Below are 26075 nucleotides of genomic sequence, written 5' to 3'. Positions count from 1 at the left end.
TTTTAAGTTATTTTTCTGCAAATTAAAACTATTTTACTATTATTTTTATCAGTTGTAAAAAAACAATACAAATTCCCTCCATTTTTTATTTTCCATTTTTTTCGAATGTTTTCTACTGTGTCAGGAAAATTACGTGTCGTAACATTTGCCTGTTGATTTAAAAGTGCTGTTTTCATATCATTTTTGCTATATGAAATTACTTTCTCGATCTCAAAAGTTCGTCCCGGAAAATCAATTAATTCATCTGAAGTATATAAATGGGAATTTTTGTGGAGTTTATTTATTTCGAATGAATTGCTAACTTCATCAAATCCTCCTGACTTCATAATGGCCGAATTAGGCTCATACAGAAACTTTTGAGGTAAATGGTAGGTTGGATATTCAAATTCACCCATAACAAATTCGAAAGTTTCAGTTTTATCCTTTAAAAGATTAGCTGTTTTTATAGTAATGTCACCAGAATAGTGATTATGTATTTCAAAAAGCAATTCTTTTACTTCGTTTTCCAAAGCTATAATATGGATATTCTTTACAAATTTTAATTCAGATAACCCTGCAGAAATATCTAATAACGGTGCAGTTTTAATTAAAATTGAATCTGCTTTTTCGAAGTAAAAATCCAACGATTCCGGAACATTTGGCAAGCAGTCTTTCAGCATGAAAACTTTGCCTTTAGCATCATTTCTACGGGATGGATCAATATAAATCCAGTCCCATTTTTGATTAAAATTGTTTAAAACATTCATTGAGTCATCTGCATAAAAAGTGCAGTTCCCAACTTTTAGCTGCTCAAAATTATGTTTTACAATTGACGATAACTCTTTATTTATTTCACAGTGTGCTATTGTTTTGAACTTCTTAGAAAAATAATAATCATCCACTCCAAAGCCACCGGTTAAATCTATTAAACTTTTTCCTGTAATTAAAGAAGCTTTGTAAGCAGCTGTTTTTTCTGAAGAGGTTTGTTCAATAGAGACTTTACTTGGATAAATGATTTTGTCAGTTGAAAACCAGGTTGGTAATTTTTCTTTTGCTTTAGTCCTGGCTTCAATCTGATTTAAAATTGAAATCCATTCTGCTTCAGGAAACGGGTTTTTCTGAAGCGCTAATTTTGTTACATCTGCCCCAGTATTTTGAATTATAAATTTCTGTATATCTGGATGCAAAATAGAAGTATTCAAAGCTAAATTCTTTCGGTTAATACGGACACAATTTTATTGTCAGGAAAAAATTCTTTTAAAATCACTTTAATCATTGTAAATGCGGGAACTGCTATTATCATACCTACAATTCCAAATGTGATTCCACTGATCAGGATTATCAAGAATATTTCCAACGGGTGCGAATTTACACTTTTTGATGAAATTATTGGCTGGCTAATATTATTGTCAATCGCTTGTACTATCAAAAAGCCTATAATCACATAGATTGTTTTTGGTACTATTTCAGATTGAAAATCCTGGCCAATCATACTGATCATCGTTAAGATCCCAGCCAGTGTTGTCCCGATAATTGGCCCTAAATATGGAATTATGTTTAGAATTGCGCATAAAAAAGCAATGACAAAAGCGTTTTCATTTCCAAATATTAGCAATACAATTAAATACAGGACAAATACCACAATTAATTGTAACAGCAAACCAATAAAATAGCGTGTTAATAAGTGGTTTATTTTTGTGATTGAATTCAGGATTTTATCTTCATTTGAATCAGGAAGTACTCTTCTGGCCTGATTTTTAAAAATATCCTGATCTTTAATAAAAAAGAAAGTGATAAAGAAAACAGAAACCAATCCCATTCCCATATCGGCCATGAAATTAATAATTGAATTGATAAATCCGGTAAAATAACTAAAATCCAATACCGAAGTAAGTTTAGAGTCTTTTATAATTTTATTTAAGTCAATATGCTGAATATTAAAGTAATCTTCAAGATGTTTCTCAGTTTCTATGAATTTTGTTTGAAGTTGAGCGGTATCTAATAGTGCCAAATTATTTGCCTGTGAAATAATTAAAGGAACAAACAGAAGTATAAAACCCACAATTAGAAATATAAAAAAGACGATTGTTGTAGTAGCAGCCAGCGAATTGCTGAACTTCAGTTTATTTTTTAAAAATAAAACTAAAGGATTTGCAATTAAACATAATAGTAAAGAAATGCATAAGTACACAATTACGGTTTGTATTTCGTATAAAAAGTATAAAACAAGACCAATTATTAAGATTGTGGCTAAGGCTCTTAAAATACCGTTCGAAATAGTTTTTGATGTTACCATGTTTAATATTTAGACTATAAATGTAGTAAAACCATTTTTAAAATTTAGTCCTTAAATCAAAAAAGCGGGATTATTAATCCCGCTTTAAGTGTTGTTTTGCCAATAATTATTGAGCAAATGAGGCTCTTGCTCCTCCCGTTGTAAATATGGCTGATATTCGGGTTTTTTGTCCATTTGTAAACATATACATAGCATTATCATTGGTGTAATCCATGTAATTCATTGTCATTTCTACAGGATTTCCGGCACATGTGCTATAATGAGGATAAGCCGGTACACCGTAATTTTCTGCATTATGGGTTGGTGTATCAGCTACTAAATCGCTTCCGCAAGTTGCATCTCCCCAAATGTGACGTAAATTCATCCAGTGACCTACTTCGTGAGTACCTGTTCTTCCTAAATTAAAGGGAGCATTAGCTGCACCAGATAAACCAAAATAGCGGTAATCAATTACGACTCCGTCTGTTGATGATGGTCCTCCCGGAAATTGTGCGTATCCTAAAATATCATTACCAATCACACATGACCATAAATTAAGTTTGGTTGTAGGTGATGTTGGTGCCAGACCGCCCTGGGCAGTTTTTTTCATGGCGTCATTTGTACCCCAGGAAGTTTTTGTTGTAGATTTTCTAATGACCTGATCTAAAACAAATGTAATCCCGATATTCGCTTTTACACCCGAAAAGAGTGCCGGAACATTATTATAATCTGAATTCAGGGCGTTAAAGTCTTTGTTAAGGACATCAATTTGCGATTGAATCTGTGCATCAGAAATGTTTTGTGCAGTAGTTCTGTATAATACATTTACTACTACAGGAATTTCGATTTTACCGTTTACTAAACGACCTGTAAATTTATCTAAGGAATGTTTAGCTGTAAAAGCTTCAATTTCATTCATTTTAAGAGCTAATGCGGGGTTAGCTTTTAATTGTCCTTCTAAAACTTCTTGCGATGCACAACCACGTCTTGAAGCTACATTTAAATCAGGATCTGAAGATTCTGTCTTATCATTTTGACAAGAAAACAGCATTAGAGCTGTAACGGCGGAAAAAAGAATTTTTTTCATAATAAAGGGGTTTTGTTATAAAATGATTAATTAGTTAAATTCTTACACAATTTTATAACAAAAAATATAATTGTCAAAATTTTTATAACAATTTGTTGATCAGAATCTTATAAACCCTTATGTAGTCTAGTTCTTATAAAAATGTTAAATTTTTATTTAAGAAGTTAATTCGTACAAAGCTATGCTTGTTGCCTGAACAACATTCATGCTGCTGTTTTTTCCAAACATCGTAATATGGACAATTTGATTTGAAATTTTTAAGAGATTACTTGAAATTCCGTCAATTTCACTTCCTATCAAAAGTGCTATTTTTTTATCATCAGGAATTATGATTTCTTTTAAAGGCTTGCTGTTATGTGTAATTTCTAAAGCAATAATTTCAAATTGGTTTTCAAGTAGATAATGAATTAATTCATCTGTTTCTTCAATAACAGTATGAGAAACATGAAGATGAGTACTTCTTGAAGTTTTATTTATTTTTCTGGGATTTAACGGAATATCTTTTCCTAAAAAAATGATTTTTTCAATGCCAAAAGCTTCACTAATCCTAAAAAGAGAACCAATATTTTGCTGAAAGTAGATATGATCGCAAACGAGGGTTATGGGAAATGTTTTACTTTCAAATTGATTTTCTTCGTGGGTAAGCTGCACTGTGTATAGATTAATTGGTGAAAATATAATTGATGATGTTGGCACCCATTTTTAATGCTTTTTGGCGTACTTCGGCCGGATCATTATTTACTTCTGGATCTTCCCAGCCATCACCGAGGTCACATTCGTAAGTATACAGTAAAACCAGCTTATTTTCTACAAAAATCCCAAAAGCCTGAGGTCTTTTAGCATCGTGTTCATGAATTTTTGGCAGCCCGTTCGGAAAAGGAAAAGGTTTTTGAAAAATAGCATGATTAGCCGGAATCTCAACTAAATTAGTATTTGGAAATATTTTTTTTATTTCTTTTCTAATATATTGATCCATCCCGTAATTATCATCAATATGCAGGAAACCGCCTCCGTTTAGGTAGTTTCTAAGATTTGTTATATCAGCATCACTAAAAACAACATTTCCATGTCCCGTCATGTGTACAAAAGGGTAAGAGAGCAAATCAGGATTTCCGGGTTCTACTGTTGAGGGTTTTGCTTTTATTTGAGTATGAATGGTGGAATTACAAAACCGAATTAAGTTTGGCAGTGAAGTAGGATTTGCATACCAGTCTCCGCCGCCGCTATATTTTAATAAGGCAATTTCTTGTGCGAAAGAAGAAATAGAAGCCAATAAAAACAGGCACAATATTTTTTTCATATCAATTTTAAAGTCGGTTAATTTGAGTTTTCATTGAAAAATACAACACTATGGCATGCGACAACTGCAGCGGTTTCAGTGCGTAAACGGGTGTTTCCTAAAGTAACGGGCTGGAACTTATTTGCAACCGCCAAAGCAATTTCTTTTTCAGAAAAATCGCCCTCGGGACCAATCAAAAGTGTTATGTTTTCGTTTTGCTTTAATGATTCCTTCAGCGACTTTTTATCTGTTTCCTCACAATGTGCAATGAACTGTAATCCTTCGTTTTTTTGTTTGATGAATTCTTTAAAAGAAATTGCTTCGTTTAATTTTGGCAAAAAAGTTTCATTGGATTGTTTCATTGCTGAAAGAATGATTTTCTCAAATCGGTCCTTATTAATAACCTTTCTTTCAGACCGGTCGCAGATAATGGGTGTGATTTCCTGAATTCCGATTTCGGTTGCTTTTTCTAAAAACCATTCAAATCTGTCATTCATTTTGGTTGGTGCCACCGCAAGATGTAAATAAAATTTTGGTTGAGGTGATTTTTGTATGGAGCGAATTTCTACAATACATTTGTTATCTGAAGCAAGCGTAATTTCGGTTTCAAATAATAATCCCATGCCATTTGTAACATGAAGGATATCTGAATCTTTTTTTCGTAAAACTTTAATGATATGACGACTTTCTTCTTTGTCGAAAGAAAAAGTTTCAGTTGTCTCGTCTATATTCGGATTATAAAATAACTGCATAATTAAAATTGAATTCGTGCTTTAGAAACAACAGCTGAGGTTTCAAAACGGCCTGATAAATATTTTTGATACCCAACAATTCCTATCATTGCAGCATTATCTGTCGTATATTCAAATTTAGGAATAAACGTTTTCCAGCCATATTTGCCTTCACTTTCTTTCAAACGGGTTCTGATTCCTGAATTAGCAGAAACACCTCCGCCAATAGCAATTTGTTTAATCCCGGTTTCTTTTACCGCTAATTTTAATTTATCCATCAAAATTTCAATAATTGTATATTGAATCGAGGCACAAATATCATTCAGGTTTTCTTCAATAAAATTTGGGTTTTCCTGTTTATTCTTCTGGATAAAATATAAAATGGCTGTTTTTAGGCCAGAGAAACTAAAATCTAAACCGGGAACTTTTGGTTTTGTAAACTGAAAAGCTTTTGGATTGCCTTCTTTGGCATATTTATCAATCAAAGGACCGCCAGGATAAGGAAGTCCAAGAATTTTGGCACTTTTATCAAAAGCTTCCCCAACAGCATCATCCGTAGTTTCACCAATGATTTCCATATCAAAAAAGCCATTCACTTTTACAATTTGGGTATGTCCTCCACTAATTGTTAGCGCTAAAAACGGAAACTCCGGTTTGTCGAATCCTTCTTCATCAATAAAATGCGCCAAAATATGAGCATGCATGTGATTTACAGCAATCAATGGGATTTGTAAAGCCAGCGACAATGACTTGCTAAAAGAACTTCCAACCAATAAAGAACCCATTAAACCCGGACCTTGTGTAAAAGCAATAGCTGTTAACTGTTCTTTTTGTATATTAGCTTTGCGTAATGCGGCATCAATTACAGGTACAATATTTTGTTGATGTGCCCTCGAAGCCAGTTCAGGAACAACACCCCCATATTGATTGTGAATTAACTGATTTGCCACAACATTTGAGAGTACTTTGTCGTTATGTAAAACCGCGGCAGCAGTATCATCGCAGGAACTTTCAATGGCAAGAATAAAAACCTCTGAATTTTGCATATAAAGGCACAAATTTTGAATTATATTTGACAAATCAAATTTTTAACTTTGTTTAATCGTAAAAGGAGGAGCCAAAATTAAAGAATTTTTATCAAAACAGCCGTTGTTTGTCTGTTCAAAAATAAATTTAAAGAAAACTAAAAATAAAAGCAGTTATTAAAAAAGTAAAGAAAATAATATCCAGGACCCTTATGGGGTTAGTTTTACTCGTTTTGGTAATTGCTATTACTTTGTCTTTGCCATTCGTGCAAACAAAAATTGCCCATTACATTGCGGATAGGCTTAATACTGATTTTAAAACGAATATCAGTATCGAAAAGGTGGCAATTAATGCTTTTGGAGGCGTTAAACTTAAAAAAGTGCTAATTTTAGACCATCACAAAAAAACGTTAATCTATTCCGATATTATTACCACAGATGTGTTAAGCGTAACCAGATTAATTGATGGGGATTTAATTTTTGGGGATGTTCGTTTGACAGGATTAATTTTTAACCTGAAAACATATAAAAACGAAGATGAAAATAATATCAATGTTTTTATACGATTATTTGAATCAGGAAAACCTACAAAATCAAGCAAACATTTTCTTTTAACAGCAAAAAATGCTTACATATCGCAAGGTTCATTTTCTGCAGTTGACGAAAACAAAAAGACTCCAAAGATTATAGATTTTAAAAACCTGAATACGTATATCAGTGAATTTAAAATATACGGTTCTGAAATTAATACAAATATCCACAGATTTTCTTTTCTGGATCATCGAGGTCTATATGTTTCAAATTTAAGTTCAAAATTCAGTTATAGCAAAAAACAAATAAAACTTGAAAATTTAGCCATTACTACTAAAAGATCGACTATTTATGGTAAAGCTATTTTAAATTATCAAGTAAAAGATTTCCTAGAATTTACTGACAAAGTTAGGTTTGATGTAGTGTTAGACTCAGCTTCACTGGCTTCAAATGATATTCGTTATTTTTATGGAGGATTAGGTAAAAATCAGCATTTTAAAGTAAAAACTAAAATACAGGGGCCGCTGAATAACCTTAATTTGAAGAAGCTAAGATTAAGTGATACAAACGGGACAAGAATTATTGGAAATATCAATTTTAAAAATCTTTTAGGAAGCAAATCCCAAAAATTTTCGATGGATGGTAAATTTGATAAACTCATTACCAGCTATGATAATTTAGTCGTTTTGCTGCCAGATGTTTTAGGAAAAAAGCTTCCTAAAGAATTAAAAAGAATTGGTAAAGTTAATATAGTTGGAGCTATAAAAGTATCAACCACAGATTTAGAATCAAAATTCAAAATGGCTAGCGATCTCGGTAATGGAGAAATCGATCTGCATATGAATAATATTGATTTTATAGATAAAGCTTCTTATTCAGGAAATATTGTTCTTAATGATTTTGACCTCGGAACTTTATTGCAAAGGAAAGATATAGGAAAAACGACTCTAAACCTAAATGTTGATGGTATAGGATTTTCTAAGAAATATTTAAATACAATTGTAAAAGGGGATATCGCAAAACTCGATTATAATAAGTACACTTACAATAATATTGTTGTAAATGGCAATTTTAAACTGCCATATTATAAAGGTCAGATTTCTATTAACGATCCTAATTTAAACCTGACATTTGATGGTTTGGTTGATTTGAGCAAACGGGAAAATAAATATGATTTTCATATTAATATCGAAAATTCAGATTTGAGAAAACTGAAATTCGTTAATGATTCAATTTCCAGTTTTACTGGTGATGCAATTGTACAGGTTAGTGGTAATTCTCTGCAAAGTTTACATGGAAATATTTTTATAAAAGATGCTGTTTACCAAAATCCAAAATCAACATATGCTTTTGATGAAATAACGGTAAATTCAAGTTTCGATTCAGACAATTTGCGTACTATAACTGTTAATTCAAATGATGTTGTAAATGGAAAAATTGTAGGGAAATTTCAATTTGACCAATTAGACAAACTAGTTATGAATTCTGTCGGAAGTCTTTACACGAATTATAAACCTTACAAAGTTAAAAAAGGGCAGTTTCTGCGTTTTAATTTCCATGTGTACAATAAAGTGGTTGAAATGTTGTACCCGGATATTGAAATCGATTCGAGTACTGTAATGCGCGGTAAAATCGATTCTGATAAACAAGAATTTAAGTTCAGGTTCAATTCACAAAAAATTACAGCTTCAAAAAATACATTCGATAATATTCGCATTAATATTGATAATAAGAATCCGCTTTATAATGCTTTTATCGAACTGGACAGTATTAAAACGCCTTATTATAAGGTTCGTGATTTTAATTTAATTAATGTAACATCAAAAGACACTTTGTTTGTTCGTTCTGAATTTAAAGGTGGAAGCAAAGGGGAGGATTATTTTAATCTGAATCTCTATCATACAATAGATAAAAATAAAAACAATGTAGTTGGGATCCATAAGTCAGAAATGAAATTTAAGGACTATTTATGGTATTTGAATGAAGATGAAGAAGATGATAATCAGGTAGTTTTTGATAAAAAATTTAAAAATTTCAACATTGACAACATTATATTGTCGCATGAAAATCAAAAAATAGATTTAAACGGAGTTATAAAAGGAACAGATTATAAAGACCTTGTTCTGAATTTTGAAGATGTAGATATCAATAAAATTACTCCTTTAAATAAAAAATTTGTAGTTAACGGTAAATTAAACGGAAATATAAATTTTAAGCAGAATAAAAATATTTATCAGCCTACTGCTAACATTGAAATTGATAATCTAAATTTGAATAAGATAGATTTAGGGACTTTAAAGTTTGATATCTCGGGAGATGAAACATTTAAAAAATTCACTATAAATTCTTCTATTCAGAATAATTTTGCCGAATCCTTCAAAGCCGAAGGGAATTTTTCCATTCAAAACAAAGAAACTTTATTAGACTTAAAGTTAAAGCTTGATAAATTTAATCTGGCTGCTTTGAGTACAATCGGGGGAGATGTTTTGTCTAATATACGAGGTACAGTATCCGGAAATGCTGCAATTGCAGGGAATCTGAAAAAGCCGGAAATTAATGGAAGACTTTATGTTGAAAAAGCAGGGATGACAGTTACTTATCTTAATACAGATTATGAACTAAACAATAGAACTGTAGTTGATTTAACTGATGAAAAGTTTCTGTTTAGGAATAATCAGCTGACGGACACCAAATTTGGAACAAAAGGTCTGTTAAACGGAAGTATAGAGCATAAGAATTTTGGAGACTGGAAATTAGATTTAACTATAACTTCAAAAAGACTACTGGCATTAGACACGAAAGATAGTGATGATGCTGCCTATTTTGGAACAGCTTTTATAAATGGTACTGCAAGTATAAAAGGGCCAACTGAGGCATTGTTTATTAAAGTAGATGCAAAATCTGAGAAAGGAACTGAGATAAAAATTCCAATCAGCAATGTTCAAAGTGTTGGAGAAAAAAGTTTTATACATTTTATAACAGCTAAGGAAAAGTATAATTTAGCAAATGGTATTGTCGAAAAAACAAAAAACTATAATGGTCTCGAATTAGAATTTGATTTTGATATTACACCAGATGCGGAAATTGAAGTGATTTTAGACAGGGATTCCGGACATGGTATGAAAGGGAAAGGATATGGATCTTTATTGTTTAAAATTAATACGCTCGGTAAGTTTAATATGTGGGGGGATTTTCAGGCTTATGAAGGAACTTATAATTTTAAATACGGCGGATTAATTGATAAAAAATTTGCCGTTAGAAAAGGTGGTTCAATTATTTGGGAAGGAAACCCTATGAGAGCACAATTAAATTTAGAAGCTGTATACAGAACAATAGCTAATCCTGCAGTATTATTGGAAAACTCTTCATTTAATAAAAAGGTTCCTGTCGAAGTAGTTATTGGTTTAAGGGGCGATTTAGCCAGTCCGGAACCTAATTTTGATATTCAGTTTCCTTCTGTAAGTAGTGTTTTAAAGTCAGAAATACAATATAAACTGGATGATAAAGACATTCGTCAGACCCAGGCTTTATATTTATTATCAACGGGTTCTTTTATGAGCACGGATGGTTTTAGCCAGGGAGATTTATCAGGAACATTTGCTGAAACAGCTTCCAGTTTATTAGGGGATATAATTAAATCAGACAATGATAAAATTAATGTTGGCTTTAATTATGTTTCTGCGGACAGGCGTATAGGACAGGAAGCTGATGGACAAGTAGTAGCAACAGTATCATCACAAATTAATGAACGCATTACTATTAATGGAAAAGTTGGTGTGCCTGTGGGAGGTATAAATGAATCAGCAATCGTAGGGGACATTGAAGTGCAATATCGTATTAATGAAGACGGTACCGCTAATTTGCGTTTGTTCAATAAAGAAAATGACCTTAGCTACGTAGGTCAGGGTATTGGCTACACGCAGGGGGTAGGTATTAGTTATGAAGTAGATTTTGATACTTTTAGCGAGTTAGTTAATAAGATCTTCAAGAAGAATAAAATAGGCAAAACAAGTAAAGGTTCAAATGATATACAGGATTCTAATCTGAACCCTGATTATATAAATTTTACAAATGCTAAAAAAGAAGCAGAAAAGGATAAAAGGAAGCCTGAAAAAAAGGATGAAAAACAAGAGCAAAAGAATAACAATGAAGGATTAATTCCGGATAATGATTATTAAACGAATTTAAATTTTATAGATTTGTTCATGATTATCATAAAATAGATTTTTATAACACTTCATTTGCTGATTGTTAATTTTGCATTTTTAATTAAAAAATGGCACTTTTATTATTTTAAATGAATTTTTAAGTATAAAAAACTTATTAACCGAAAACGTTTGAATTAAGTTTTTTTACTAATTTATTATAATCATCAACTGGAAAGTGATCAATGTTTGCTAATTTTACACTTTAATACTTAAATAATGCCAAAAACAATAAAAAAAGTAGGTGTTCTTACTTCAGGAGGAGATTCACCAGGAATGAATGCTGCTATTCGATCAGTAGTTCGAACGTGCGCTTATCATAATATAGAATGTTTAGGAATTTATAGAGGGTATCAGGGAATGATTGAAGGAGACTTCAAAGAAATGGGACCCCGAAGTGTAAATAACATTGTAAACAAAGGAGGCACGATTTTAAAATCGGCACGCTCACTTGAATTTAGAACACCTGAGGGTAGAAAAAAAGCACACGATAATCTTGTAAAAGCCGGGGTTGATGCTTTGGTGGTTATTGGAGGAGACGGAAGCTTCACCGGAGGGTTAATTTTTAATTCTGAATATGGTTTCCCTGTAATGGGAATTCCAGGTACAATTGATAATGACATTTTTGGAACAAGTCATACTTTAGGTTATGATACTGCTTTAAATACCGTTGTAGATTGTATAGATAAAATTAGGGATACCGCCAGTTCACATAACCGTCTGTTTTTTGTAGAAGTTATGGGTAGGGATGCAGGTCATATTGCTCTTAATGCCGGTATTGGTGCAGGAGCAGAGGAAATCCTTATTCCTGAAGAAGATTTAGGGCTTGACAGGCTTTTGGATTCTCTTCAAAAAAGTAAAGCTTCAGGAAAATCATCAAGTATCGTAGTTATTGCCGAAGGTGATAAAATTGGTAAAAACGTATTCGAATTAAAAGATTACGTAGAGGCTAATTTACCAGAATACGATGTGCGTGTTTCAGTTCTTGGGCACATGCAGAGAGGTGGTTCTCCATCATGTTTTGATCGTGTTTTGGCAAGCCGTTTAGGAGTAAAAGCCGTAGAGTCATTAATAGATGGTAAATCAAATTATATGGTGGGTCTGCAACAGGATAAAGTGACTTTAACGCCACTTGAGCAGGCAATTAAAGGGAAATCTGAAATTGATATGGAGTTACTAAGGGTATCTGATATCATGTCAACATAAAAAGAAACGAAGTTTATAGTGAGAAATTAAACTTTAAATCAGTTAAATAAAAACAAAACAAAATCGAGTAAAATGTCAAAAGTAAAATTAGGAATAAACGGATTTGGACGTATTGGAAGAATCGTTTTTAGAGAGTCTTTCAATAGAGATAACGTAGAAGTTGTTGCGATCAATGACTTGTTAGATGTAGATCACTTAGCTTATTTATTAAAATATGATTCAGTTCACGGTCGTTTCGACGGAACTGTAGAAGTTAAAGAAGGAAAACTTTACGTAAACGGAAGAAATATCCGTATTACTGCCGAAAGAAATCCAGCTGACTTAAAATGGAATGAAGTTGATGTAGATGTTGTTGCTGAATGTACTGGTATCTTCACAACTATCGAAACTGCAAGTGAGCACATTAAAGGTGGTGCTAAAAAAGTAATCATTTCTGCTCCTTCTGCAGATGCTCCAATGTTTGTAATGGGAGTTAACCACGAAACTGCAAAAGCTTCTGATGTTGTTGTTTCTAACGCTTCTTGTACTACCAACTGTTTAGCACCTTTAGCTAAAGTAATCAATGATAACTTCGGAATTGTTGAAGCTTTAATGACTACTGTTCACGCTACAACTTCAACTCAAATGACAGCTGACGGACCTTCTAGAAAAGACTGGAGAGGTGGACGTGCTGCTGCAATCAATATTATTCCTTCTTCAACAGGTGCTGCTAAAGCAGTTGGAAAAGTTATTCCTGAATTGAACGGAAAATTAACAGGTATGGCTTTCCGTGTTCCTACAGCAGACGTTTCTACAGTAGATTTAACTGTAAAAGTTGCTAAAGAAACTTCTTATGAAGAAATTATGGCAGTTTTGAAAAAAGCTTCTGAAAATGAATTGAAAGGTATCTTAGGATATACTGAAGATGCTGTTGTTTCTCAGGATTTTATTTCTGACAAAAGAACTTCTATTATTGATGCTACTGCAGGAATTGGTTTAAATTCAACTTTCTTCAAATTAGTATCATGGTACGATAATGAGTACGGATATTCTAGTAAATTAATTGATTTATCTGTGCATATCGCAGGTTTAAAATAATATATTATGAAGTGAGAAAATCCCGTTATTTTTAAATAACGGGATTTCTTATTTTGTAAGGTCTTTAATTAATGTGAAAAACACACTTTTAATTGAAGAAAACTAAACTAAAAAACTAAACTAACATGAAATTAATAGTTGATAGTGGATCTACCAAAGCTGATTGGATTGCAATTGATGATAGTGGAAAAGTGTTATTCACAACACAAACTTTAGGTCTAAATCCTGAGATTCTTGATGGTCCGGAGATAATTGAAAGAGTAAATGATCGTTTTGATATTTCACAGAACAGAAAAGAAGCTACTCATTTATTTTTTTATGGTGCAGGTTGCGGCACTGACAGAATGAAACTGTCTTTATCACAGGTATTTCAGGGGTATTTTGAAAACGCTATTGTAGAAGTTCAGGAAGATACTTATGCTGCAGTATATGCTACTACACCTAAGGGAGAAGAAGCAATTGTCAGCATTTTAGGTACGGGATCTAATTGCAGTTATTTTGATGGAAAAGTGTTGCATCAAAAGGTACAATCATTAGGTTATATTGTAATGGATGATTGCAGTGGGAATGTTTTTGGAAAAGAACTGATCAGAAAGTATTATTTCAATAAAATGCCTAAAGAACTGGCTGTTGAGTTTGAAAAAGAATACGATGTGGATCCTGATTTTATTAAAAATAAATTATATAAAGAACCAAATCCAAATGCCTATTTAGCAACTTTTGCTAAATTTCTTATTCAGCATAAAGATTCCGATTTTTGCAGAAAAATCATTTTTAAAGGAATGAAATCTTTTGTTAAAAATTACATCAAACAATATGATAATTGCCAGGAAGTTCCCGTTCATTTTGTTGGATCTATAGCTTTTTATTTGAAGGATGAGCTGCAGGAGATATTTGATAAATACGAACTTAAATTAGGAAATGTTTTAAGACGTCCAATCGACGGGCTTATTGCGTATCACGTTGCTAATAAATAAAGAATTAGAATGGAAATTGCAATTATTGCACATGACGGTAAAAAAGCAGATTTAATTAATTTTTTAAGTAAAAATACCGAGGTTCTGCAAAAGGAGAATATAAGTTTAATTGGTACTGGCACAACCGGAGGAAAAGCGGAAGCAGCAGGTTTTAAAACAAGACGAATGCTCTCTGGACCTTTGGGTGGTGATGCGCAAATAGCCGGAAGAGTAGCGGAAGGCTTAACGCATATGGTTTTCTTTTTTAAGGATCCTTTGTCTAGCCATCCACACGAGGCAGATATTAATATGCTAATCAGGGTTTGTGATGTACATAATGTGCCGCTGGCAACTAATGAAGCAACGGCACAATTATTATTAGATGCTATTGCACTGCAATTATAGAAATCTCAACATTTACATTTTTTGGCAAACATGCCACCTGAACCGTTTCACGTGCTGGAGCGGTTTTTTCATTAAAATAAGATCCGTAAACAGAATTGATTGCTGCAAAATTATTCATATCCATTATAAAAATAGTGGCTTTTACAACATTTTCAAAAGTCATTTCTGCAGCTTCTAAAATAGCAGCAATATTTTGCATAACCTGATGGGTTTCATCATGGATGTTTTCAGTAACAAGCTCTCCTGTAGTAGGACTTAAAGCTATTTGACCTGAAGCATACAAAGTATTTCCTGATAATATAGCCTGGTTATATGGTCCGATTGGTGCTGGTGCTTTTTCCGTAAAAATTACTTTTTTCATATCAAAATATTAAGTTTTTTATTGAGGATTATCGGTTTAAAGTACTTCGTTTGTTCCATTTGATGTCACTAAGCATTCCTGATTTTATTCCGATAAAGAAATTCCAGTTTGAGTATGCCCCAAGAGGTGTCCAGTTAAAAGACATTCTCCAGCTTAGCAAGTCTCTTTCAAAGCGCAATTGTGTAAAAGTAACCCCTTTTTGTACAAAATCGTAACCGCTTGAGATTCCGCCTTTCCATTTGGGTGTAATATCCATATTTGCAGAAACCATGATGGAATTTCCTGTAATCTTATTTTCTCTTTGAGCATTTGAATAAGTTAAAGAATAAGCCATAGTCATATCCCAGGGAAGTTTTGAATTAAAGAATTCGGTAATTACATTCTCAGATTCTTCTTCCGAAAATTGACTTTTTCTTGTGTCATTCAAATCAGTGTTTGTACCAAATAAATCGTCACTACGTCCTCCGTTTCGCTTGCTTTGTTTGTTTTCTTCTTTTTTGTCATTTTTGTTTGAAAACGAATAATTAAGTGTCATGTTAGCACTTGTCATTCGAAATAAACTTCCTCCATTGTTAATGTTAAATACATTAATTTGTTGCCCTGAATTATCAATTGCATACGGATTTAAAGTCGCGGCAAAATTGACATTCATCTTATTTTCAAAAAGCTGAGTTCCTCCGCTCACACGTACAGGCTCAAGGGCAAATGTTGTCTTTCCGTCAGCATTGAAATTATAGCTGGTGCTGAAATTCAAATTATTTAAAAGCATGACCTTCTTAGGTTCTGTTTTAGTGCTGTCTTTATCTGTTACTTTAGCTTCAAAAGTATTACTTAAATCAAAACCTATTATGTTGGAATTTGATTTGCCAGGCTGTCCGTAAACTCCATTTTCAAATCGGGTATAATCCTTGTAGGTTGTTCCAGTGGCATCTATTGCATAAGTGTCATAATATTTTTCAAAACTAGGTGTGTAGGAGTAGGAAAATGACGGACGCATAACATGGCGTATGGCTTGTATTTTCTTTGTGTCGCCAAATTTGAAAGTACCATAAATTGTAGTCCCTAAACTTGAACTGAAGTTATACGTTCTAAAAGCGTCAAAACCATTAACTGTTTGGTCAACAACCTTATTTGAATCCTCGTCATAAGATTTTTTAATTGTTTTTGTTACCCATGTTTCCTGATAATTGGTAGATGCACTGGCACTAAAATACTTGAATATTTTAAAATTGGTACTAAGCGGGATACTGTGCTGCATTCCAATTTGTGCATCCCTAAACATTTGTGGTTTGAAAAATAATGAATCAGTAGTTACAAAACTATTTTTACCGCTCAGATTGTATTGTAAATTGATATTTTTGATTAATCCTTTTTTTGCACCATCTTTTCCAACAAAAGGATATATACGATCAATGCTTCCTTGCAAGGATGGCAATGTCATATTGATTTGTTCTGTTTGTGTGTTTTGGGAATGTGTTGCCGTTAAAGCAATACGTGCTTGTGGAATTGTATTAAAAGTTTTATTCCAGGAAATAGAAGAACTAAGTGTGTTGTTTAAGTTTGAACCAATATTAGCCTGATTAATAGATTGCTTAAAATATTTACTGCTTCCCATATTAACGGAGGCAGAAAAACTCGAATTTGGATTAGATTTTGAGTCTTTTGAATGTGACCACTGTAAGTTGTAGATGTTTTGTTTGGAATAATCAGGATAGCCTCTCTCACTTGAAATTAAATTCTCAAACCTAAAATTGACGTTTCCTCTATACTTGTATCTTTTGGCATAAGAAGATTCAAAACGCATGGCATAACTTCCGTTTGTGTAATAATCGCCTAAAACCGTTAAGTCGTAATTGTCACTCAATGCAAAGTAATAACCTCCATTTTGCAGCGAAAACCCCCTTGTATTAGAATCGTTATAACTGGGTATGATGACTCCAGAAACACTTTTTTCCTGGCTCATCGGAAAATAGGCATAAGGCAATGCAATAGGAGTAGGTACGTCAGCAATCACCATATTAGTCAATCCGACCACTACTTTTTTTCCGGGAACAAATTTTACTCTGCTGGTTCTAAAATAATATTCAGGGTTGTCAACATCTGTAGAGGTAGTAAAACGTGCTCCTTTTAAAAAATAAACAGAGTCATTTTCTTTCTTGGTTATTTGTGCTTTTATTTTAAATTCTCCCTGTTCTGTTCTTGAATTGTAAATTAAAGCTTTTTTAGTTTTGAAATTAAAACGAATTGAATCTGGCTGAACCTCATTAGAACCCTGTTTGAAATTCGGATATTGTATCAAAACACCTGCAGAATCTTTTATTCTTCCGGCATATACTTCATCTTTGTCATAATTAAGTACAATAATACCGGATTTTAGTTCAATATCTTTGTAATACAATTCAGCCTCATCGTAGAGTGTAAGTGTTTTATTTTTCTGATCGATTTTCTGATACCCTTTTGCAGTACGTTTCACTATTCCGTCTAAAAAAGCTTTTTTCGGTTTGATACTGTCTGTTTTAATTGTATCTGTAGCCGTTTTTGTAGTATCTGTGACAACTTTTTTAGTCTTATCTGTTTGTCTTGCAGAAGGTACCTGGGATTTTTTAGTCTTTTTTTCTTGTGAATATAAATTACCACATCCTACACTTAGGAAAAATGATAATAAAACGATATTAAATAAGTTTGTGTGCAAAGGTTTAAATGCTATTTTTGTAAAAGTATGGCTTGTTTTTTGATATGTCAAACTTACATATAATTTTTTGGCAAAAATAATCAATTGTAAAAATTATAGCTTTGCATTTTATTAAAATTAACTTTTGGATTTATGAATGTTTTTAACAAAACTAAACTACTATTTATTTCTTTTCTAACGATAACGTCTTTTTGTGCTTACTCTCAGTCCAATGTTTTTAAAGTAACCCTTGATGCAGGACACGGGGATCACGATTTCGGGGCCGTTTACAGTGGTCGTATTGAAAAAAATATTGCTTTGGCTATTGTACTTAAAGTTGGAAAAATATTAGAAGCTAGTCCGAATGTTCAGGTTATTTATACCCGAAAAACAGATGTTTTTATAGATTTGGTTGAAAGGGCTAATATTGCAAACAGAGCCAACTCCAATATTTTCGTTTCCATACATTGTAATGCAAATAAAAATACGGCTGCAGATGGAACAGAAACTTATGTTATGGGTTTAAGTAAAGTGGCCTCGAATCTTGAAGCTGCGAAAAAAGAGAACTCGGTTATTACTTTGGAAAAAGATTATAAACGTAAATACGAAGGGTTCGACCCTAATTCACCTGAATCTATGATAGGAATGACGCTAATGCAGGAAGAATATCTTGATAATAGTATCTCGTTAGCCAGCAAAATTGAGGATAATTTTGAAAAATTAGGAAAAAAGCTTCGTCACGGAGGTGTAAAGCAAGCTCCTTTTATGGTGTTGCATAAAGCTTATATGCCAAGGGTTTTAGTTGAAGCTGGTTTTGTATCTAATCCTACTGAAGGGGATATTTTAAATTCAGAAGCCGGTCAAAACGATATTGCAGAAGCTATTGCCCAGGCAATTTTAAGTTATAAAAGGGAATATTTTGGCACAGGAGCCCTGGAAATAAATGACGTTAAACCTGCAAAAGATACTTCTGTCCCTGCAAAGCCAAAGACAGTTGAAGCTGCTCCAAAGGTTGTTAAAGATGCCCCTAAAGGAACTTTCTTTAAAGTGCAGCTTATTGCAAGTATAAAAAAAACGCCATTAGAACCTAAAAACTTCAAAGGGCTGAAAAACATAACCATGATTTATGAAAATAATATTTATAAATATTTCTATCAGGAAACTTCAGATTACGAAATGGCTAAAAAATACCTGCAAGAAGCTAAGAGTAAAGGATATGGTGCTTCATTTTTAGTAGCAACAAGAAATGGGGAAAAAATCAATATTCAGGACGCTATCAAATAATACTGATAAGTTCGAATATTTATATTATTTTTGTATTAAACACTTACAATTTTGAAACTAACAAGAGAAATTAAAACGGCTATATTAGTCATCGCGTCAATTCTATTATTTATTTGGGGATATAGTTTTTTAAAAGGCAGGGATCTTTTTACTAACTACAAAACATTATACGTTGAATATGATAATGTTGAGGATTTGGCTCAGTCAGCTCCCGTAACTTTAAACGGACTTGGAATTGGTAAAGTAAATAAAATTACAATTAATGAAACAACAGGGAAGTTATTGGTAGAACTTCAGTTAAAAACTGATTTTCCAATTTCTAAAACCAGTAAAGCGTCACTGTATTCACCGAGCTTGATTGGAGGGAAACAAATTAAAATTATTCCAAATTTAGCTGATAAAATTCCTGCAGAAGATGGACAGACCCTTGAGTCAACAGTTGAGTTAGGATTAACAGAATCATTAGGAGGTAAAATTGAACCAATTCAACAAAAACTGGATTTAATGCTTGCTAACATTAATACGCTGGTTTCGGGCTTAAACAATGTTTTGGATAAAAAAGGTCAGGAAAATTTAAAAAAATCATTGTCAGAGTTGAGTGAGACTATGGAACAGTTTCACAGAGCTTCGGGAAGCCTGAATTCTATTTTGGATACTAATAAAGGGCAGATTAACGGAATTGTGACAAATTTTAATAAAATCTCAGGTAATTTCAATAAATTATCAGATTCTTTAAATAAGGCTGATTTAGGTAAAACGGTTAGGAACTTAAACCAGACATTGGCAAAAGTTGATGGTATTATGAGTAATTTGAACTCAGGTAAAGGAACTGCGGGTAAATTACTAAATGATGATGCTTTGTATAATAATTTGTCTAAAACTTCAAAAGAACTAGAATTATTGCTACAGGATGTACGTCTTAATCCAACACGTTACGTAAATGTTTCTGTTTTTGGAAAGAAAAACAAACCTTATTTAGCTCCAAAAGAAGAGGAAAATCCGACGAATAATAAATAAGAGAGATGAGCTATCTAGATAATATTTTGTTTGCTATAGTTCTGATAGCAGGTTTTGCTTTTTTTGCTTCCGGAGTAAAAAAAATCATCAGAAATATCAATTTAGGTATTGACGTAGACAGAAGCGATAATCCTAAAGCACGCTGGACAAACATGGCCATGATTGCACTCGGACAATCTAAAATGGTGAAACGTCCTATAGCAGGAGTGCTTCATATTTTTGTGTATGTTGGATTTATAATTATCAATATTGAATTACTCGAAATTATAATTGATGGTCTATTCGGAACACATAGAATTTTTGCGCCTTATTTAGGTGGTGTGTATGATGTCTTGATTGCTTCTTTTGAAATATTAGCCATACTTGTGATTTTTGCTGTAACCGTTTTTTGGATCAGAAGGAATCTGATTCGGCTGAAACGTTTTATACATTCTGATTTAAATGGCTTTCCCAAAAATGATGCTAATTATATCCTGTACTTTGAAACGGTTCTGATGATTTTGTTTTTATTGATGAACGCTTCAGATCTGCATTTACAAAATGTTCCTGGAGGTGTTTTTCATAAAGCAGGAAGTTTTCCGGTAAGCCAGTTTATAGCACCAATTTTTAACGGAATGTCAAATGAAATGGTTGTCGTTTTATTTGAAGTGTTCTGGTGGGTGCATATTGTAGGTATTTTGTGTTTTATGAACTATTTGTATTTTTCAAAACACCTGCATATTCTTTTAGCATTTCCAAATACTTATTTTGCCGATTTGAAGCCAAAAGGACAGTTCGATAATCTGGCATCTGTTACTAAAGAAGTGAAATTGATGATGGATCCAAATGCTGATCCGTTTGCAGCAGCACCAGTAGATGAAAATGCAGTGCCTTCAAAATTTGGTGCTAGTGATGTTCAGGATTTAAACTGGGTACAACTATTGAATGCTTACACTTGTACAGAATGCGGGCGTTGTACATCGGCTTGTCCGGCTAACCAGACTGGTAAAAAGTTGTCTCCTCGTAAAATCATGATGGATACAAGGGATCGTGTGCAGGAAGTAGGAAAAAATATCGATGCCAATAAGGGCGTTTTTGTTCCGGATAATAAAACATTACTGAACGATTATATAACGCCTGAAGAGTTGTGGGCTTGTACATCTTGTAATGCCTGTGTAGAAGAATGTCCTGTAAATATTAGTCCGTTATCTATTATCATGGATATGCGTCGTTACCTAGTAATGGAGCAAAGTGCTGCACCAATGTCACTAAATGCAATGATGACTAATATAGAGAATAATGGTGCTCCCTGGCAATACAGTCAGCAGGATCGATTGAACTGGAAAAACGAGAATTAAAATATATGTAGTAGGTTACTTTTACGGATTTAACTGAATTTAAAATATCGATTAATAAATCAACAAAAGAAGATGTCAGAAAGTTTAGTAGTACCAACAATGGCAGAAATGCTGGCCGAAGGAAAACAGCCTGAAGTGTTGTTTTGGGTTGGTTGTGCAGGAAGTTTTGATGATAGGGCAAAAAAGATTACAAAAGCTTTTGTGCGAATTCTAAATCGTACAAACGTTTCTTTTGCAGTACTTGGTACTGAGGAAAGCTGTACCGGTGATCCGGCAAAAAGAGCCGGAAATGAATTTTTGTTTCAGATGCAGGCTATGATGAATATCGAGGTTTTAAATGCATACGAAGCTAAAAAAATAGTTACGGCATGTCCGCACTGTTTTAATACTTTGAAAAATGAATATCCTGAATTAGGAGGAAACTACGAAGTTGTTCACCATACCGAGTTTTTGAAATCATTAATAGATGAAGGAAGACTTACTGTTGAAGGCGGACAATTTAAAGGAAAGAAAATTACTTTTCACGATCCGTGTTATTTAGGAAGAGCTAACAAAGTTTATGAAGCACCTAGGGATTTAATTCAGAAACTGGATGTTGAACTGGTTGAAATGAAGCGTTCAAAAGCTAATGGATTGTGTTGTGGAGCAGGTGGGGCACAAATGTTTAAAGATGCTGAACCTGGTAACAAGGAAGTGAATATCGAGAGGACCGAAGATGCACTTGAAACCCAACCGGATATTATTGCAGCAGGCTGTCCGTTTTGTAATACCATGCTAACCGACGGTATTAAGAATAAAGAAAAAGAAGGACAGGTGAAAGTGATGGATATTGCTGAGTTAATTGCGAATGCACAAGATTTGTAAAATAAATGAAGAGAATACTATTTTTACTGTCAGTCCTTTTTAATGTTGTTTCTTATTCACAAGATGTTTTAAGTGTTATTGCTAAAGAAACATGTGAATGTCTGGATGCCAAAAAAAGTAAATCGGATAATTTTACGGGAGATGAATTAAAAACAGCTGTAGGATTGTGTATGATTAGTAGTTATTCTGATCATATGTCTGAGTTTAAAGGTGATGAAAAAGTGAAGTTTGGGGATGAAGGAGGAATGACCAAATTAGGTCAGGATGTTGCTGTGAAAATGCTCGAAACTTGTCCTAATATGATTATGGAATTAGGAAAGGAATCTAAAAGTGATGTAGAAGCTGAAGCAGAAGATGTTTCTGTTACCGGGGAAGTAACCGATATCAAATCAGAACAGTTTCTGACTTTGCAGCTAAAAGATAAAAACGGAAGAAGTTATAGTCTTCTTTTGCTGGATTATTTTGAGACCGCATCATTATTGACTAATAATGAAATTAAAAAAAAGGATAAACTTAAAGCAAGTTACTCGGAAATTGAATTATTTGATGTGAAAGCAAAAGAATTCCGATATTATAAAATCCTTACTAAATTAGAGAAACAATAATAAAGTTCTATTTTTGGAACTGAAAGAAACAAATTAAGAAAAAACAAAATGTATATACCTTTTGAAAATTTACCTGGTGAATCCAGAGTCTGGATTTATCAATCGAACAGAAAATTTTCTGAGGAGGAATTTTCGGAAATAGAGACTGACTTAAAAGCATTCGTAGAATGCTGGGCAGCTCACGGAACTAGTCTTGAAGCCTCTTTCTTGCTGAAATACAATCGTTTTATTATATTAGCAGTTAATCAGGAAGTACAGGCAGCTACAGGCTGTTCAATTGACAGCTCTGTAGAATTCATTCAAAGTTTAGAGAAGAAATATAACGTCGATCTGCTTGATAAAATGAATGTTACTTTTAAACTTGGTGAACACATCGCTCATAAACCATTGATTGATTTTAAGAAGATGGTAAAAGACAAATCGGTTTCTGAAAATACGATTGTATTTAATAATCTGGTAAACAATATCGAAGAGTTTAATGAATCGTGGGAAGTTCCGGCGGCTGATAGCTGGCACAGTCGTTTTTTTTAAATAGAAACTTAAAGAATATTTTAAGGCATGAAATTTAGATTTTGTGCCTTTTTTTATGCAGTTTTCTTGTTTTTAATTGGTTATGTTTTTTTTGTTGAATAGATTAAAATATATGAAGCCTTATGAAATAAATATGTCTAATCTAGCCCAGATGGAAGCGGCATCCTTTTGGGCCGGGGTTTGGCACAAAAGATACAGCGAACAGCGGGACAAGTGTTTCTTTTGAAAATAAATTTCTCTGCTTCTGATTAAAATTAGAATCAAAATTCTAACTATCTAATAATCTGATCTCTCTAAAATTCACAAAAATCTAACAAATCAAAGGGTAAATTAAATGCTATTTTTGAGTATTTTCGTAGAATTAAATTTAATACATGAAAATAGCAATAGTTTGTTATCCGACCTTTGGCGGAAGTGGGGTAGTAGCCACTGAATTAGGTCTTGAATTAGCCAGACGCGGACACGAAATCCATTTTATTACGTATAGCCAGCCTGTACGATTGGCGCTTTTAAATCCAAATGTCCATTATCACGAAGTAAACGTTCCTGAATATCCTCTTTTTCATTATCAGCCCTATGAACTGGCTTTGTCTAGCAAACTGGTTGATATGGTAAAATTATACAAAATTGAGCTCCTGCATGTACATTATGCTATTCCGCATGCTTACGCAGGGTACATGGCAAAGCAAATGCTGAAGAACGAAGGGATTAATCTTCCGATGGTTACAACCCTTCACGGAACCGATATTACGCTGGTTGGAAACCATCCTTTTTATAAACCTGCTGTAACTTTTAGTATTAATAAATCGGATTATGTGACTTCAGTTTCACAAAGTCTTAAAGATGATACGCTGAAATTATTTAAAATTAAGAATAAAATTAAGGTAATTCCGAATTTCATTGAATTGGATAAGGTTGTTAAGGATCCGCAGGCACCATGTCATCGTAGTGTTATGGCAAATGAAAATGAACGGATTATTACCCATATCAGTAACTTTAGAAAAGTAAAACGAATTCCGGATATAATTAAAATTTTCTATCTTATTCAAAAAGAAATGCCGGCGAAACTTATGATGGTTGGCGATGGTCCCGAAAAAGAAAATGCAGAACTGTTATGTCAGGAACTAGGAATCCAGGATAAAGTAATTTTCTTTGGGAACAGCAATGAGATTGATAAGATTTTGCTTTTGACAGACTTGTTTTTACTGCCATCAGAAACAGAAAGTTTTGGTCTGGCGGCTTTAGAAGCAATGGCTTGTGGAGTTCCGGTAATTTCGAGTAATTCAGGAGGTTTGCCGGAAGTAAATTTCGACGGTGTTTCAGGATATTTGAGCGATGTAGGGAATGTTGAAGAAATGGCCGCAAATGCCATTAAAATTCTTAAAGACGATAAGGTTTTGAAAGAATTTAAAAACAATGCTTTAGAAGTTGCTAAAAAATTCGATATTAAAAACATATTACCTAAATATGAAGCGTTATATCAAAAAGCAATAGACGATTATAAAGAATAGATAACTTAAAATAAGCGGTGAATGAAAAAAGTAGTTTCGGTTTTAGCGGTTTTTATTTTGATTTCCTGTGGAGCAAAAAAAACATCAAATTCAAATATTCCATTATATGAAATCCTGACAGAACAGTCTAACGGAGGCGGAAATATCAAGTTTTTTGAAATTTTGACTGAACCAAATGAAATCATGATGCTTCAGAATGACCCTCTTTTAAAGGATAAAATGAAACACGATGATATTGCTACTTCTAATTATGTGATTTTGAATATGGGTGAAAAAAATACCGGAGGATATTCAATAGGAGTTGAAAAAGTAGAAGAAACGGACAAAAATATTATTATTACTGTCAAAGAGAATGCTCCTGCGAAAGACGCTATGTTAATGCAGGTAGTTAGTTATCCATATACAGTTGTTAAAATACATTCTAAGAAAGAAATTATTATTAAGTAAAAAAAAACCTGTCGCTTTTAAACGACAGGTTTTTTTATAAAGTAAGTTTTTTATTAGAATCTGAATCTTGCTCCTAAACCTACGTCGAAACCAAAGTTGTCATCATCATAATATCCTGACCCAATTTCAGGTCTTGCATCCAATGATAAAGTAAGAGGGAATTCTTTAAATCTGTATTCGATACCAATATCTCCTGCTGCAAAAACATAAGTTCCGCTATCTTTGAAGTGATTGTCAGCATATCTGTAATCATAATCCCAGGCTGCAACACCACCCCCAACACCAGCGTACCAGTTGAAACCTCCTTCAATATTCCAAACCCATTGATAAAGAGCAACTCCTTTTATAGCATCAACATGTCTGTCATCTCTCCATCCTAAGTCAAATTCAAGTCTGTTTTTCTGGTTCAAGCCCAATTGGTATGAGATTTCTCCTCCAAAACCGTTATTGTCTCCAAGACGTAATCCTAATGCGTGCTTAGAAATTTCTTGTGATTGCGCAGTAAACGCTATACCTAATAGCGCAATTGCTGATAAAATGATTTTTTTCATAAAAATGGTTATTAATTTTTGTTCAAAATTATAATTATTGTTCAACTCAAACGTATAAAATTGTTCGAAATTGTTATGTAATTCCCATTTTTTATCAAATTTTATGATTGTTTCAATTTGGGCTTTTGGTAAACTATTGA

General features: G+C 33.0%; 23 protein-coding genes. 13 read left to right on the top strand and 10 right to left on the bottom strand.

Going from position 1 to position 26075, the window contains the following annotated elements:
* Positions 1 to 2: 2 nt before the first annotated feature.
* The 7 genes from OZP09_RS04055 to tsaD form a co-directional block, all read right to left on the bottom strand.
* Entirely contained in the window at positions 3 to 1181 is a 1179-nt protein-coding gene (locus OZP09_RS04055; RefSeq protein ID WP_269236653.1) for a THUMP-like domain-containing protein, read from the bottom strand.
* Between the two features lie 2 nt (positions 1182 to 1183).
* Complete coding sequence (locus OZP09_RS04050) at positions 1184 to 2275, bottom strand: AI-2E family transporter (RefSeq protein ID WP_269236652.1); 1092 nt, start codon at positions 2273 to 2275, stop codon at positions 1184 to 1186.
* A gap of 106 nt (positions 2276 to 2381) precedes the next feature.
* Positions 2382 to 3341, bottom strand: a complete 960-nt coding sequence (locus OZP09_RS04045; RefSeq protein WP_281310324.1) for a zinc metalloprotease — start codon at positions 3339 to 3341, stop codon at positions 2382 to 2384.
* A 156-nt stretch (positions 3342 to 3497) separates the two neighbouring features.
* Positions 3498 to 3992, bottom strand: coding sequence for a TrmH family RNA methyltransferase (locus OZP09_RS04040; RefSeq protein WP_269236651.1), 495 nt, complete (start codon positions 3990 to 3992; stop codon positions 3498 to 3500).
* A gap of 10 nt (positions 3993 to 4002) precedes the next feature.
* Positions 4003 to 4641 (bottom strand): DUF4159 domain-containing protein, encoded by a 639-nt coding sequence (locus OZP09_RS04035; protein WP_269236650.1) that lies wholly within the window; start codon positions 4639 to 4641, stop codon positions 4003 to 4005.
* Between the two features lie 17 nt (positions 4642 to 4658).
* Positions 4659 to 5372, bottom strand: coding sequence for a 16S rRNA (uracil(1498)-N(3))-methyltransferase (locus OZP09_RS04030; protein ID WP_269236649.1), 714 nt, complete (start codon positions 5370 to 5372; stop codon positions 4659 to 4661).
* 2 nt (positions 5373 to 5374) lie between these two features.
* The gene (gene tsaD / locus OZP09_RS04025; RefSeq protein ID WP_269236648.1) at positions 5375 to 6397 is read right to left on the bottom strand and encodes a tRNA (adenosine(37)-N6)-threonylcarbamoyltransferase complex transferase subunit TsaD; all 1023 of its coding nucleotides are present in this window, start codon (positions 6395 to 6397) and stop codon (positions 5375 to 5377) included.
* A gap of 191 nt (positions 6398 to 6588) precedes the next feature.
* Between tsaD and OZP09_RS04020 the strand changes: the two genes are divergently transcribed.
* From OZP09_RS04020 to OZP09_RS04000, 5 genes are all read left to right on the top strand, one after another.
* Positions 6589 to 11085 carry a translocation/assembly module TamB domain-containing protein gene (locus OZP09_RS04020; protein WP_269236647.1) on the top strand — a complete coding sequence of 1499 codons (4497 nt, stop codon included), beginning with the start codon at positions 6589 to 6591 and terminating at the stop codon, positions 11083 to 11085.
* A gap of 246 nt (positions 11086 to 11331) precedes the next feature.
* Positions 11332 to 12318 carry a 6-phosphofructokinase gene (gene pfkA, locus OZP09_RS04015; protein WP_278010304.1) on the top strand — a complete coding sequence of 329 codons (987 nt, stop codon included), beginning with the start codon at positions 11332 to 11334 and terminating at the stop codon, positions 12316 to 12318.
* Between the two features lie 72 nt (positions 12319 to 12390).
* Positions 12391 to 13395 carry a type I glyceraldehyde-3-phosphate dehydrogenase gene (gene gap, locus OZP09_RS04010; RefSeq protein WP_269236645.1) on the top strand — a complete coding sequence of 335 codons (1005 nt, stop codon included), beginning with the start codon at positions 12391 to 12393 and terminating at the stop codon, positions 13393 to 13395.
* A 125-nt stretch (positions 13396 to 13520) separates the two neighbouring features.
* Entirely contained in the window at positions 13521 to 14372 is an 852-nt protein-coding gene (locus OZP09_RS04005) for an N-acetylglucosamine kinase (protein WP_269236644.1), read from the top strand.
* A 9-nt stretch (positions 14373 to 14381) separates the two neighbouring features.
* Complete coding sequence (locus OZP09_RS04000) at positions 14382 to 14756, top strand: methylglyoxal synthase (protein WP_269236643.1); 375 nt, start codon at positions 14382 to 14384, stop codon at positions 14754 to 14756.
* Here the strand turns inward: OZP09_RS04000 and OZP09_RS03995 are convergent.
* Together OZP09_RS03995 and OZP09_RS03990 are read right to left on the bottom strand one after the other, a co-directional pair.
* Positions 14737 to 15117 (bottom strand): RidA family protein, encoded by a 381-nt coding sequence (locus OZP09_RS03995; RefSeq protein ID WP_269236642.1) that lies wholly within the window; start codon positions 15115 to 15117, stop codon positions 14737 to 14739. The genes OZP09_RS04000 and OZP09_RS03995 overlap by 20 nt on opposite strands.
* A gap of 28 nt (positions 15118 to 15145) precedes the next feature.
* Positions 15146 to 17860: a putative LPS assembly protein LptD gene (locus tag OZP09_RS03990; RefSeq protein WP_269236641.1), complete on the bottom strand. Its 2715-nt coding sequence runs from the start codon at positions 17858 to 17860 to the stop codon at positions 15146 to 15148.
* 81 nt (positions 17861 to 17941) lie between these two features.
* Between OZP09_RS03990 and OZP09_RS03985 the strand changes: the two genes are divergently transcribed.
* The 8 genes from OZP09_RS03985 (at position 17942) to OZP09_RS03950 (ending at position 25384) form a co-directional block, all read left to right on the top strand.
* A complete protein-coding gene (locus tag OZP09_RS03985; RefSeq protein ID WP_269236640.1) occupies positions 17942 to 19072 on the top strand; it encodes an N-acetylmuramoyl-L-alanine amidase family protein in 1131 nt (376 codons plus the stop codon).
* 51 nt (positions 19073 to 19123) lie between these two features.
* Positions 19124 to 20089 carry an MlaD family protein gene (locus OZP09_RS03980; protein ID WP_269236639.1) on the top strand — a complete coding sequence of 322 codons (966 nt, stop codon included), beginning with the start codon at positions 19124 to 19126 and terminating at the stop codon, positions 20087 to 20089.
* Positions 20090 to 20094: 5 nt separating this feature from the next.
* Positions 20095 to 21426: a 4Fe-4S dicluster domain-containing protein gene (locus tag OZP09_RS03975; protein ID WP_281310323.1), complete on the top strand. Its 1332-nt coding sequence runs from the start codon at positions 20095 to 20097 to the stop codon at positions 21424 to 21426.
* A gap of 72 nt (positions 21427 to 21498) precedes the next feature.
* Positions 21499 to 22290: a (Fe-S)-binding protein gene (locus OZP09_RS03970; protein ID WP_269236638.1), complete on the top strand. Its 792-nt coding sequence runs from the start codon at positions 21499 to 21501 to the stop codon at positions 22288 to 22290.
* A gap of 5 nt (positions 22291 to 22295) precedes the next feature.
* Entirely contained in the window at positions 22296 to 22895 is a 600-nt protein-coding gene (locus tag OZP09_RS03965; RefSeq protein ID WP_269236637.1) for a hypothetical protein, read from the top strand.
* Between the two features lie 48 nt (positions 22896 to 22943).
* The gene (locus tag OZP09_RS03960; protein WP_269236636.1) at positions 22944 to 23426 is read left to right on the top strand and encodes an ABC transporter ATPase; all 483 of its coding nucleotides are present in this window, start codon (positions 22944 to 22946) and stop codon (positions 23424 to 23426) included.
* Between the two features lie 374 nt (positions 23427 to 23800).
* Complete coding sequence (gene bshA / locus OZP09_RS03955; RefSeq protein WP_269236635.1) at positions 23801 to 24937, top strand: N-acetyl-alpha-D-glucosaminyl L-malate synthase BshA; 1137 nt, start codon at positions 23801 to 23803, stop codon at positions 24935 to 24937.
* A gap of 21 nt (positions 24938 to 24958) precedes the next feature.
* Positions 24959 to 25384, top strand: coding sequence for a protease complex subunit PrcB family protein (locus tag OZP09_RS03950; protein WP_281310322.1), 426 nt, complete (start codon positions 24959 to 24961; stop codon positions 25382 to 25384).
* Between the two features lie 53 nt (positions 25385 to 25437).
* On the opposite strand, the gene OZP09_RS03945 is transcribed toward OZP09_RS03950, so the two are convergent.
* Positions 25438 to 25935: a hypothetical protein gene (locus OZP09_RS03945; protein ID WP_269236633.1), complete on the bottom strand. Its 498-nt coding sequence runs from the start codon at positions 25933 to 25935 to the stop codon at positions 25438 to 25440.
* Positions 25936 to 26075: the final 140 nt, after the last annotated feature.

The sequence above is a fragment of the Flavobacterium flavigenum genome, from assembly GCF_027111255.2.
GTDB classification, from domain to species: domain Bacteria; phylum Bacteroidota; class Bacteroidia; order Flavobacteriales; family Flavobacteriaceae; genus Flavobacterium; species Flavobacterium flavigenum.
This window is presented reverse-complemented; position numbering and strand designations above follow the sequence as displayed.